This window comes from Streptomyces mobaraensis NBRC 13819 = DSM 40847 (assembly GCF_017916255.1).
Classification (GTDB): domain Bacteria; phylum Actinomycetota; class Actinomycetes; order Streptomycetales; family Streptomycetaceae; genus Streptomyces; species Streptomyces mobaraensis.
This window is the reverse complement of record NZ_CP072827.1, coordinates 1,624,881-1,637,322: the sequence shown is the minus strand read 5'-3', so window position 1 is coordinate 1,637,322 and position 12,442 is coordinate 1,624,881. Positions and strand designations below refer to the sequence as shown.

9 protein-coding genes and 1 pseudogene are annotated in these 12,442 nt (G+C 69.2%); 6 read left to right on the top strand and 4 right to left on the bottom strand.

Annotation, left to right across the window (positions count from 1 at the left end; genetic code table 11):
• Positions 1-16: 16 nt before the first annotated feature.
• Positions 17-1,396 carry a ricin-type beta-trefoil lectin domain protein gene (locus J7W19_RS06510; protein WP_158688815.1) on the top strand — a complete coding sequence of 460 codons (1,380 nt, stop codon included), beginning with the start codon at positions 17-19 and terminating at the stop codon, positions 1,394-1,396.
• 200 nt (positions 1,397-1,596) lie between these two features.
• Here J7W19_RS06510 and J7W19_RS06505 read toward each other — a convergent pair whose 3' ends face one another.
• Positions 1,597-2,400, bottom strand: coding sequence for a polysaccharide deacetylase family protein (locus J7W19_RS06505; RefSeq protein WP_078588181.1), 804 nt, complete (start codon positions 2,398-2,400; stop codon positions 1,597-1,599).
• A 183-nt stretch (positions 2,401-2,583) separates the two neighbouring features.
• On the opposite strand from J7W19_RS06505, the pseudogene J7W19_RS32780 reads away from it, so the two are divergent.
• From J7W19_RS32780 to J7W19_RS06495, 3 genes and pseudogenes are all read left to right on the top strand, one after another.
• Positions 2,584-2,751, top strand: a pseudogene (locus J7W19_RS32780) (DedA family protein); the annotation flags it as partial.
• 5 nt (positions 2,752-2,756) lie between these two features.
• Complete coding sequence (locus J7W19_RS06500) at positions 2,757-2,954, top strand: hypothetical protein (protein ID WP_004950349.1); 198 nt, start codon at positions 2,757-2,759, stop codon at positions 2,952-2,954.
• A 744-nt stretch (positions 2,955-3,698) separates the two neighbouring features.
• Positions 3,699-4,598: an alpha/beta hydrolase family protein gene (locus J7W19_RS06495; RefSeq protein WP_158688814.1), complete on the top strand. Its 900-nt coding sequence runs from the start codon at positions 3,699-3,701 to the stop codon at positions 4,596-4,598.
• A gap of 538 nt (positions 4,599-5,136) precedes the next feature.
• On the opposite strand, the gene J7W19_RS06490 is transcribed toward J7W19_RS06495, so the two are convergent.
• A complete protein-coding gene (locus tag J7W19_RS06490; protein ID WP_004950344.1) occupies positions 5,137-6,309 on the bottom strand; it encodes a YncE family protein in 1,173 nt (390 codons plus the stop codon).
• 53 nt (positions 6,310-6,362) lie between these two features.
• Between J7W19_RS06490 and J7W19_RS06485 the strand changes: the two genes are divergently transcribed.
• Positions 6,363-7,991, top strand: coding sequence for an FtsX-like permease family protein (locus J7W19_RS06485; protein WP_004950343.1), 1,629 nt, complete (start codon positions 6,363-6,365; stop codon positions 7,989-7,991).
• 56 nt (positions 7,992-8,047) lie between these two features.
• On the top strand, positions 8,048-8,773 hold the full coding sequence (locus J7W19_RS06480; protein WP_004950341.1) for a response regulator transcription factor: 726 nt from the start codon (positions 8,048-8,050) through the stop codon (positions 8,771-8,773).
• A 547-nt stretch (positions 8,774-9,320) separates the two neighbouring features.
• On the opposite strand, the gene J7W19_RS06475 is transcribed toward J7W19_RS06480, so the two are convergent.
• Together J7W19_RS06475 and J7W19_RS33410 are read right to left on the bottom strand one after the other, a co-directional pair.
• The gene (locus tag J7W19_RS06475) at positions 9,321-11,468 is read right to left on the bottom strand and encodes a Tn3 family transposase (RefSeq protein ID WP_106429703.1); all 2,148 of its coding nucleotides are present in this window, start codon (positions 11,466-11,468) and stop codon (positions 9,321-9,323) included.
• A gap of 25 nt (positions 11,469-11,493) precedes the next feature.
• Positions 11,494-12,441, bottom strand: a complete 948-nt coding sequence (locus J7W19_RS33410) for a DUF4158 domain-containing protein (RefSeq protein ID WP_078588179.1) — start codon at positions 12,439-12,441, stop codon at positions 11,494-11,496.
• Position 12,442 lies beyond the last annotated feature (1 nt).

The following is a 12,442-nucleotide window of genomic DNA, read 5'->3' as shown; positions in this document are numbered from 1 at the left end:
AGGAAAGGTTGAGCACGTGAGCAAAAGCCCCGGAAGGAAAAGCGCAATCTCCGCTCCGACAGCATTTTCCGCTGCCGTCCTGTGCCTCTTTCTCGTCACAGTGCCGGCTCTTCTCGGCGTGCCGTCCCTCCAGCCGCCCCGACAAACCGGTCACTCCGGAGACGCCGCCCGACGCGATGCGTACAGAAATCCATCGGGCTCCTGCCTGCGGGAAATGATTGGCGTGGCCCACGAGGACGATGACCTCCTCTTCCTCAACCCCCAGATCCAGGAGCTCATCACCGCCGGATGCCACCTGGACGTGGTCTACCTGACCGCAGGGGACGCCGGGAAATCTTACAGCCGCAGTCCCTACCCGAAGAGCCGCGAATACGGCATGATCGCCGCCTATGCGGCCATGGCGGGTTCCGGGCAGCACACCGTCGCCGAGTCCATCACAGTCAACAACCACAACATCACCTCCTTCTCCTTCCGTGAACGACCCGAAATTCGGCTTTCCTTCTTCCGGCTGCCCGACGGGCTTCCAACAGGGAAAGGAAGCTCTGCCTACCGGCACGAGAGTCTCCTGAGGCTTTTCCGTGGCGAAATCTCCAGCATCAGCACTGTCGACTCCCCGGCGCGATACACGGAGCGATCTCTCATCGCAACAATCACCGGTCTGGCCAGACGATGGAAGACCGAGCGCATTCGTACTCTGGACTTCGACAATGCTTTCTTCGGGCACACGCACACACGAGGCGCGGACCACAGCGACCACGGAGTGACAGCGCGGTACTTCCGGATGGCGGGCTTCCCTCTGCACCTGCGAGGCGGCATCATCGCCTACCGCGGATATCCTATGGCGCTCCTGCCGGACAACCTCGCACCGGCACAGGCCCGGGCCAAGCAGCGGATCTTCGAGACGTACCTGCACGCGGTGTACTGTGATCCGCTAAGCTGCAACGCGTCTTCCTTGATTACCCCCGCATACCAGAACTGGATGCATCGGCAGTACCCCCGCCCCCAGCAGCATGCCCGCCCCGGCGCGATCCTCTCCCGGACGGGCGGCGCGGAGTTCTGCCTCGAGGCTGCGAACAAGGTGCCGGGGACAGCAGAAGGTGCCGTGCGGACCGCCCGCTGCAACGGCAGTTCCAAACAGTCCTGGCGTCATCTCCCCACAGGCCAGTGGCAGTCCAGAACGGCTCACGGAAGCTGCCTGACCGCCGCGCCGTCCCCGCGTGTCTCGCCATGCAGCAGCAAGGCCCCTGACCAGCGGTGGCGGATGGATCCCAGTGGGCAGCTGGTCTCGGGCGACGAATGTCTGATCCAGGACGACACAGCACGGCGCGTCCCCCGCCTCCACCTCGGATTGTGCCTGCCTGTGGGACCGGAGAACACCTGGCTCTGGCGGCCGTGACCCGGCGGCGACACAGGCCGCATGGCGTCCGGCCCGGCCGGCTCCACAGATCCGCCGGTCCACCGCCGTGGAGGCAGCCGGATGCCTCAGTCCGGCACACGAACCTCTCCGCAGTTGCTCACACGGCTGCGGGCGCACCGCCACCGCGTCACTGCCCGGCCAACCCGATGATTCTCCAGGTCACACCCGGGCAGGGACCCTCACCTGCTCGGTGCACGGATGTAGTCCTCCAGGCGTGCCACGGCGAATCCCTGTTTCTCGATCTGCCTGAGCACATTGGCGAACATTTGTGTCATGGTGGCGCCTTGGAGCTGCTCGGGCCCGCGGAAATGGACGAGAATGATGTCGCCCGCGTGCAACTTCTTGTCCGGCCGTTGGTACTGGAGGCTGGTGATCCGAACGGTCTCTCGCCACCAGACGATCGCCCGGGGCCCGCACTCGCGCACCGCAATCTCGGTGTTCTTGTCGTACACCCCGTAGGGCGGGCGGAACAGCAGAGGCGCGGTGCCGTAGTGCTCGGTGAGGGCCTTCTGGTCTCCGCACACTTCGTTCTCCTGGCGGGCCAGCGAGAGGTGAGTCATCGCGGGGTGATGCAGGGTGTGGTTCTGAATGTGGTTGCCCAACGCCTGCAGCGGTTTGAAGTACGCGTAGTCCGACTTGATGGCGTCGTTCATCAAGAACATCGTGATGGGGGTCTTCAAGTCACGCATCATGCCGACGAACGCGGGGTCCTTTTCCATTCCGTCGTCGATGGTGATGAAAACGACCCGCTGCGACGTCGATACCTGTGCGAACACCGGGACCTCACCAGTGGCGGAGAGCGCGATGGGCTTGTCCGCCGGAGGTTTCGGCGCCACGCGCATCGGGGTGAGCCCCCACCTGTGCCAGGCAGCGACGCTCGGCGCGGCGACGGAGGCATCGCTGGGGGAGGGCTCCGCGGGGGTGCTGGCCGACGGGGCGGCCCCGTCGTGTCCTGCACAACCACCGACTGCCAGGACTGCCATGACCGCGATCACTGCTGTCAGCGGCCCGCAGGAGCTGCCGGGCCGACGATGCCGCTTCACCGCACCGGACTCCGAATTGCCGTGTCATAGTCCACCGTGCTGAGAACGGTACCGGCAGGAGTGGAACCCGGTGGCACGGCGCGCAGCACATCCGCCACCGAGGCCGTCCGGGCGCGTACCTGACTCGTCTGGAGCCTGGGACTGACACTCGTCGGATACGCCCTGGGCTCATCCATCCCGAACGTCGGCCACTGTCTGCTGCCCGTGGTCGCGCTCATCGTCGTCGTGTCGCGGCTGCTGCTCGCCTCGGAGGAGTGCCGCGCCCGCCGCAGCGCCAGGGCGAAGGAGGCCCGCAAATGTTCCTTGTCCTCGACGGCTCGGCCCCCGCCGCAGCGGTGGACCTTGCTGGGCACTCCTGGCACGACATCGTCGCCTGGATCCTCGTCGGCGACGCCGTCGCCGGAAGCCCGACGAAGGTGCTGCGGCAGCGATCGGAATACTCGGCCCGGTGGCTCACAGCCCTGCGGTTGCGGCCGCTGCTGCTCGCCTCATGAACGGCCAAAGGGACGCTGCCGGCCTGGCGGGCAGCGCGGGCCTCGGAGCGTGGACACACGTGGACAGCGTTCAACGTGCTGGCGGTGGTCGTGGTCACTGTGCATGGACGACGGCCTGCTCTCCTAGGCGGTCAGCCACCGCCGAGTTCTCCGGCGCGACCTGCACGACGCGGAGACCGTCGGCGCCATTCCCACACGGAGCGACGCCGGTACAGATCCCTTCCCACCAACTGCGCGCCAACGCACCCCGATAGCGGCGTCCCGGGTGCGCCCCGATGTTGTGGATGCCAGGGTGATCACAGTCAGCGGCTGTGGAGGGACGGTCACGTGAGGACGCCGAGCAGCCTCCACTCCTGGGTGCGCTGCCCTGCTGCGCGGGCGGTGCACCTCGCCGGGAAGCTTCTCACGGCGGCAGTCACGGTCGTGCTCGTCATGGCGGCAGGCGGCTGTGCCGGCGAGCCGTCCGGACCCGTCGCGAACGCGGCTGCCAGTGCGGCGTCCGACAGCCCAGCCCTGCCACAGGTCTCAGTGGTCGACCACACCTACCGGGTGCCGCAGCCGCTGCCCGATCGCCCCCCGGGCACGCTGATCGCCGCAACCGACCACGGAAGTGACACCCGGTTCGGTGGCGCCCGGCGCTGGACCGTGCTTTACCACTCGGTGAACGCCCGCAGAGCCGACGTCCCCGTCAGCGGCACGGTCCTTCTCCCGCCGGGCGCATCGCCTCGCGGCGGGTGGCCGGTGGTGTCCTGGGCGCACGGCACCACGGGCGTCGCCGACTCCTGTGCACCCTCGCAGAGGGCGAACCTGGGGTCCGACGCCTATACCGAGGAAGTGCGCGCGCTGCTGCGGGCCGGCTACGCGGTGACCGCTTCGGACTATCCGGGGCTGGGCACCCCCGGCATGCACACCTACCTGGTGGGCGCGGACGAAGGCAACGCGGTCGTGGACATCGTCACCGCCGCCCACCAGCTCCTGCCCGGCCTGGGAAACCTCTGGTTCGCGGTCGGGCACTCCCAGGGCGGGCAGGCCGCGCTGTTCGCCGCCCAGGCTCCCCGCCGAACGGGTGCTACCCGCCTGGCCGGTACGGTCGCCATCGCCCCGGCCAGCCACCTGGAAGCGATGCTGCCCGGCGTCAAGGCCTCGCACGTGCCCAGCGAGCTGTCCTTCGCCTTCTACGCACTGGCCGGTCTGAGTGCCACTGACACCTCCCGCACACTGCGGTCGCTGCTCGGGGCCCCGGCGGCGGACGTCGCCCTCCGACTCCTTGCCCAGTGCCAGGCGGACGGCTATCAGGCGCTCGGTCGCCTCGACACCGAGCAGGCCCTGCCGCTGAGCACCGGCCAACTTTCCAGGATCGGAGAACAGATGGGCGCCTACGGGGACCCCGACCGAGCCGCCATCTCCACCCCGGTCCTGGTCATCCAAGGCCAGGACGACCACGACGTGCCGCCCGCGTGGACCGCTGCCGTGGTCCAGAACCTGCGCCGCCTCGGCTCGCCCGCGACCATCGCCCGCACGTATCCCGGCGCGGGTCACGACCAAGTCCTCGGCCAGTCCATCTGCGACCTCCTCGCCTTCCTCAACACACACGCAGGACGCACGCCCGCCCCCTGCACCCCCTTCCGCACCGATGCCGGCTGAGGTGCAGCAGGCAGGGGGACTCCGGGCGGGCACAGCGGACCTCGGACGCCTTCTCCGGGCGGTGCGCCACCGAAGACCCCGTTGCTCCGCGTGATCTCCGGCAGGGCCGGGTCCGGCTCCAGGCACCGCGCGGTGTCCAGGGGCGAGGCGCCGAACGGCAGCCGTGTGCCAGCGGCTCCTCACACGCGGGCGCGGGACGTGCCGCGGCAGCGGGCCCACTCGTACGCTGAGTATGCGGAAGTCACTCCTGACGCTCTGGTGGATTTCCGCGCAAGGACCCCCTGAGATCGGTCGAAGGAGATCGGGGGTCCTTCTGCGTGTTTCCGAGTGTGGCGGTGGCGACGCCTGCGGTGAGACCCACCGGGCCGGGCGGCAATGGCCGGTGCGCTGAAGGACCTTGCTCGGCAGGAGCATGACGAGTATCGCGCCAGTGAATTCTGCCAGACCTCGCCGCGCGGGAAGCGCGGCGCCGATCCTCGCCGGGCGCGGCCGCGGCTCGTGATGCATCTGGTGGTCGTCCCAGAGCAGCGCCCTTACGTCAGCGGAAGATGCCCGTGTGGCCCAGCGAGTAGCGGCCCGGCTGCGGATAGACCGCCAGGCCGTGCGGGCCGCTGCCCACCCTGATGCGGGCGAGCAGTTGACCGCTGGCGGTGTCGATGGCGTACACGTCGGAGTTGTAGCGGCCGGACAGCCACAGGACCTTGCCGTCCGCTGAGACGCCGCCCATGTCGGGACTGCCGCCGTTCGGCAGGCGCCACTTCTTGGTCAGCCGGCCCTCCTTGAAGTCGAAGACAGAGATGGTGCCCTCGCCCCGGTTGGAGATGTACATCTCGCGGGAGTCACGGCTGACGTAGAGGCCGTGCGCGCCCTTTCCGGTGGGCAGGAGGGACGGCTTGGCGAAGGTGTCGCCGTCCAGGACCCACAGGCCGTCGGCCATCATGTCGGCAATGTAGAACTTCTTGCCGTCCGGAGAGATCTTCACGTCCTGCGGCATGGCACCGTGAAAGGGGAGCTTCTGCCGGCCGGTCACCGCCATCTTCTCGGTGTCGACCTTGAGCAGCTCGCCGCTGAACTCGCAGGAGACGATGAAGTAGCGGCCGTCCATGGAGAAGTCGGCATGGTTGACGCCGTGGCAGCTGACCGGGACAGCCTTGACCGTCTTCATGGTGTGGGCGTCGCGGAAGACCAGCTGCCGGTCGTTGGATGCCATCACGACCGCGTACTTGCCGTCCGGGGTGAAGTACAGGTTGTACGGGTCATGCACGGCGACCGGCTTTCCCGCCTCGCCGGTCCTCGGGTCGATGGGGGTGAGTGAGTTGCCCAGGTCGTTGTTGACCCACAGCGTCTTCAGGTCCCAGGACGGCACGACGTGCTGCGGCTGCCTGCCGACCGGGATCGTCTCGATGACCTGGTACGTCTTCGGGTCGATGACCGACACGGTATCGGAGTTGGTGTTGGGGACGTACACGCGGGACGGGAAGTCCCTGACCGCCGGTGAGAGCTGGTTCGGGCGGTCGGCAGCGTAGAGGTCGTTCGGGTCGAGCACGGGCGGCATGCCCCTCAGGCCCCGGATCTTCTGCTGCTGGGCGGGGGCGAGGGGGGCCTTGGAAGCGAGGGCCTCGTCCTTGTGGGAGATTGCGCTGCTGCAGCTGGCGAGCGCGACGAGGACGGCGCCGGTGATCAGCAGGCGGGCGATGGTCGTGGGATGCATCAGCTCAGCAGCTCCCTGCTGGTCACCGCGCGCAAACCGCGTCGGTCGAGTTGGTGGAGGAAGCCGCGCTGGCCGGTCGCCTCGCCTTCGGCGCCACATCGTTCGGAGCGGGCGCAGGCACCTGGGCCCTCTGGTACGCCCTGGCCTTCGTTCTCGGTGCTGCCGTCGCCGCCGGCGCCGTCCTCGTGCCCGCCCTGCGTGATCTGCGCACGCTCACCGTGTCCGACACCCGCAAGGAGGCGGGCGCCCGCAGCACCCGCAACCCGTGGTGGATGCGGTACGGCCTGGACTTCCTGCTACTGATCGGCTCCTGGCTCGTCTTCCGAGCCTCGTCCGGGAACCAGTACGCCCTCGTCCTGGCCCCCGAAGGCGTCCCCAGCATCTCGGTGTCGTACTGGGCCTTCCTCGGCCCCGCCCTGCTGTGGATCGGCGCCGCCCTGCTGCTGTGGCGGCTCACCCTCCTCGCCCTCACCCACGGCCGCCCGGTCCTGGCGCGGCTGGCCCGCCCTCTGACCGCGACGCTCGCCGGGACCACGGCCGCTGTTCTCTCCCGGCGCCGGCGCCCGCTCGCGCGCTCGGTGGTCCTCCTCGCCCTGGCCGTGTCCTTCGCCGTGTCGACCGCCGTCTTCAACTCCACCTACAAGCAGCAGGCCGAGGTCGACGCCCGGCTGACCAATGGGGCCGACGTCACCGTCACCCAACCCCCTGGCGCGCCCATCCCGCCCAGCGCCGCAAGCACACTGAAGGTCGCCGGTGTGCGGCACGTCGAGCCGCTCCAGCACCGCTTCGCCTACGTCGGCTCCGACCTGCAGGACCTCTACGGCGTCCGCCCCGACACCATCGCGCAGGCCACCTCCCTGCAGGACGCCTACTTCTCCGGAGGCACCGAAGCCCAGCTGATGCAGCAGCTCGCCCAGCGGCCCGACAACCTGCTGGTCAGCGCCGAGACCGTCAAGGACTTCCAGCTCTCCCCGGGCGACACGGTCAACCTGCGCATCCAGGACGCCCGCACCAAGGCTCTGCGCACCGTCCCGTTCCACTACGCGGGCATCGTCAAGGAGTTCCCCACCGCCCCCAAGGACAGCTTCTTCGTCGCCAACGCCTCCTACATCGCCAAGACCACCGGCAGCGAGAGCGTCGGAGCGTTCCTGCTCAACACCGGCGGCACCCACCAGAAGCAGATCGCCGCACAGCTGCGCCACCAGCTCGGCACCAGCGCCACCGTCACCGACCTCACCCAGACCCGCGGCACCGTCGGCACCAGCCTCACCTCGGTGGACCTGGCCGGCCTGACCCGCATCGAACTCGCCTTCGCCGTCCTGCTGGCCGCCGGAGCCGGAGGACTGGTCCTCGCCCTCGGACTGGCCGAACGCCGCCGTACCTTCGCCATCGCCACCGTCCTCGGCGCGAAGAACCACCAGCTGCGCGGCATGGTCCTCACCGAAGCCCTCCTGCTGATCACCGGCGGGCTGGCCGGGGGCGCGCTCATCGGCTGGGCCCTGTCCGAAATGCTGGTCAAGGTACTGACCGGCGTCTTCGACCCGCCACCCGCGAGCCTTGCCGTCCCCGGCTCCTACCTGGCGCTCACCGCGCTCGCCGCGCTGCTGGCCGTACTGGCCGCGGCCCTGAACGGCATCCGGCGGGCCAAGCGCCCCGCGGTGGAGGAGCTGCGAGACCTGTGACCGCACCACGGCCGCCGACCACGCTGGCCACGAGACCTGCTCCTACGCTGTCGGGCATGCGCACCCCCGCCATGCCAGACCACGACCGCCCCCGCGTCCTCGTCGTCGAGGACGACGACACCATCGGCTGCCACCTGGAAACCGGCCTGCGCAGCAACGGCTACACCGCCCACTGGACGACCACCGGCGAGGGCGCCCTGGCCGAAACCGCCCGCACCCCGTACGACGCCCTCCTCCTGGACCTCGGCCTGCCCGACGCGGACGGCATCGACATCGCCCGCACCCTGCGGGCCCGCCTCCCCGGCCTGTTGATCATCATCCTCACCGCACGCACCGACGACATCGACATCATCGCCGGACTGGACGCCGGAGCCGATGACTACCTCGTCAAACCCTTCAGCCTGACCGTCCTGCTCGCCCGCCTCCGCGCCCACCTGCGCCGCCGCACCCACGCCACCTCTGCGATGCCGCTCCGGCTCGGCGACCTCGTCGTCGACACCGCAGCCCGCCGCTGCACCCTGCACGGCGCCGACCTCCCCCTGCGCCCGAAGGAGTTCGAACTGCTCGCCCTCCTCGGGCGCCACGCAGGACAAGCCGTCTCACGTGAGACCCTCATGGCCCAGGTCTGGGACGAGAACTGGTTCGGCTCCACCAAAACCCTCGACGTCACCATGGCCAGCCTGCGCCGCCGCCTCACCGAAGCCACCCAAACGGCCTCCCGTCCGGCCCGCCTGCCCCGTATCACCACGCTCAGAGGACACGGCTACCGCCTGGAGAGCTGACATCCCCAGCCCGGAGAGCAGCCGAGCCGGTAGCCGAGCGGCCCGATCGATCTTGCCCCACCGCAGATGCCCGGGCTGCCGCTACCGAGACTGACGGACCCAGAGGCTTCACACGCCGTCGTCTCGCAGAGCTGAACGAGTTCTGCCGGTTCATCACCGGCCCGTCGCCCCACACCCCACCGCCCACCCGAACGAAGCACGCCACATCGTTGCTCAACCGCACCCCAGCGAATCCGCCTTCGACCTCATCGACAGTGCATAATCAGCCACACGAGCGGCCCGTCACACCGCCCGTCGGCGGGCCGCCTCGGTGGCGTCCAAGAACAACCGCAGGCTCCGCCGCCCGACTGCCTGGATCATGAACGCCCGTCGGTACGCAGGAGGCGATGTGCCAGCAGGCCCCGGGTCCTTCGGGCGACCCGGCATACACTCCGCCCGCGCGTGCGTCATCCCCGTCGGCTGGCCGGCCGCCACGTCGGGGTGTTCGCAGTCGGCCCCGGCATCCTCCCCCGTGGGACGCGGCGCCGGGGCCGACTGCCGCCCGGGGCTATTCCTCGGAGGCGGCCGGGTCGCGCAGCGGGCGCAGGGAGCCGTCACCGTGGGAGCGGACGATCGGGTAGCGGCCATGGAAATTAATGTGTTCATGGACCAGCGGAGAGAGCCGGGAGCGGATCTCCGGTGAGATAGCCAGCCCGCCGGCCTCCAGCTCCTTGACGGCGGCGTCCATGTAGAGGGTGTTCCACCAGAGGACCGCGTTCAGCGCCATGCCCAGCGCCCCCAACTGATCCTCCATCCCCTCCCGGTAGGCGTGCCGGAGTTCGCCGAGCCGCCCGAAGAAGATGCTCCGGGCCAGCGCATGGCGGCCCTCGCCGATGTTCAGCTGGACGCCGATCATGCGCCGGTACGCCTCGGAGTCGATGAACTGGAGCAGGTGGAGGGTCTTGAAGATCCGGCCGTAGTGCGCGAACGCGTCGCCCAGACCTGTCATGCGGTCGCCGCTGGTCATCATCCGCAGCAGGTCGTACGCCCGCACCTTGCCGGTCGTGAGCGACCCGGCGACGCGGAGCATGTCCTCCCAGTTCTGCCGGATCCGCTCGACCTGTACGCGCTGGCGGGAGACCGGCTGGAGCGGCCCGTAGTCCCTGGACATGTCCAGCCGCCACAGCCGGGCGTCGGAGATGTCGGCGATCCTGGGGGAGAACTGGTATCCGCAGATCGCGAAGATCCCGAAGACCAGGTCGCTGTACGAACCGGTATCGGTGATGACGATCTCCGGGCGGACCGGGCCGTCGAGATTGAACATCGCGTCCAGGATGCCGAGCGAATCCCGCAGCGTGCCGGGCATCACGATGCCGCCCAGGCCCATCACCCGGTCCGAGACGACGTTGAGCCAGGTCGCCCCGCGTCCCGTCGAAAAGTACTTCCGGTTCGGCCTGGTATGTATGGATCTGAGGGGGACGGTGAAGCGCATCCCGTCGGCGGAGGCGACGTGCCCGCCACCCCAGTCGGAGGCGAGGTCGATGTCACCCTGGCGGGCGACCAGCAGAGCGGAGGCGGCACTCATCCCGGGCAGGTTCCAGTAGCCCCACTCAACGGCGGCCAGGCGCGAGCGGGTCAGCGCCTTCTCGCCGGGCTTGATGACCGGTTCCATCCCGATGTTCGTGGACTTGCTGACCAGGAGCGCGGTGAGCGTGAGGTCAAGATCCTGTGGCCGGGCGACCTTCCCGCCGATGTGCTCGAAGGGGTCGAACATGCCGGTACGGGCGTGGACTTCCAGCAGCAGCTCCGGGTAGTCGATCCTCGGCATCATCGCCTGCACCGCGTCGTGCACCGGCTTGAACCCTGCGGGCTCGGGCTCCGCCTCCAGACGGTCCAGCCGGATCTTCCCGTCCACGACGTCCACCGCCGCGTTGCGGGGCAGACCCTCGGCGACATGCGCGTACATCTCGTCCAGCAGCACCTCCAGCTCGCCCAGGTGCTCCTCCGCGCTGCCCGAGAGCTCCAGCGCTGTCAGCACCCTCGGCTTGTTGACCTGCCAGTCGGGCCCGGACAGTAGCCGCGCGCGCGGGTCACCCCAGTTGTCCGCACCCCTGGCGAACACATCCCGGCGCTTCAGCGCCGTGTGCAGCCCCTCCAGCACGCAGAACGTCCACGCGTGCTTGTCGATGTACCCCTTCACCGCCAGCAGCGGGTTGCCCAGCACCAAGCGCCGCCACGTGCCGTCCAGCAGCGACACGTCGATGTGCTCGGGGCCGGGCTTGCGCCTCGCCTGCACCTTCGGCAGCTCCCGCAATGCCTGAACCAGCGGCGTACCGGCCTGCGTCGCACCCCACGGGATCACCTCGGCCAGCAGCGAGGTGAACGGCCGCACCGTCGCGTACCGCTCCAGCAACTGCTTGCGCCACGCGGTATCCGCGTCCTCCCCCGTGCCCTCGGGCAGCAACTCGCCGAGCTCCACGATCGCCTTGGCCAGCTCCTCGCGGCTGACGAGCTGCTCGATCCGCTCCCACGCCTGGGCCACACTCAGCGGCACCGGCTCCCCGCCGCCCTCGCCGCCGTCACTCTCGATGGGGACATCGAGGAACACGGAGACCGCGTCCCTCACCTTCGCCGCGGCCTTCCGCAGGCGTGGCAGCCCCTTCAGCTTCGCCTTGTCCTCCTCGCGCTCCGCACGGGCCAGCAGCTTCGTGGCCATCAACGTGTCGAACAGCGTCAGCGCGTCATCGACCGAGGTCCTCCAGATGCCGCATCGTGGCCAGTACCGTCGCCGTACGCCGCGGCTCCGCCAGCCTGCGCAGCGTCGGCGCGTGCGTGCTCATCCCGTACCGGGCCAGCTCCGCCAGCTTCACCGGCGGCACCCGCCACAAGTCCAACTCGCCCGATTCCACCCCGCGGATGTCCCGCGCCCGCTCCAACGCGGCCTTCTGCCCCCGCCCCGACACATCCCGCGGGCCCTTGCGCCACCCCTCCAGCACCGACCGTGCCGCCCCTTCCGGGACGTCGAGGAGCTCCAGCAGCCCCCGCCGGAACCCCGGATCCACCGGCGCGTCCACCACCGCGTAGATCAGCGCCTGCTCGCCGGTACGGACCTCACCCACCAGCCGGGCCAGCAGAGTGAGCCCCGGCATCAGCACCCGGTTACGCAGCAGCCACGTCACCGCCCGGTCGAACAGCGCACGCGGCCCTTCGTTCGACACCCACACCCGCCCCGCGATGTACTCCCGCAGCGCCAGGTCGCCGTCGTCGAAATCCCGGATCTTCAGCAGCTTCCGGATCTCCCGGGCGTGCTCATGCTGGGTCGGCAGCCGCTCCGGATACAGCTTCAGACACGACGGATCATCGACACCCAACTGCTCCGCGACGAACTCGGCCACGCCAGGCGGCACTTCGGCCGGCGCCGACAAGAAGGTTCCCATCATCCGCACTGTGCCCCACTGAACCGCCCAGCCTAGCCGGTTGCGAGGCCGACGCTTGGACGCCGCCTGCTCCAGCGCCACCGTGTCCAGCCGGAAGAACTCCTCTAACTCCTGCGCCGACGGTTCCCCGGCGAAGCGCCCGTAGCGAGCTATCTGATCCCCTGAAAGATACTCAACATTCACAGCTCGTGACGCTAGGCAACAGGTATGACAGTAGTCCCGGCAGTGATCGAACCGATACCCCCGAACCATG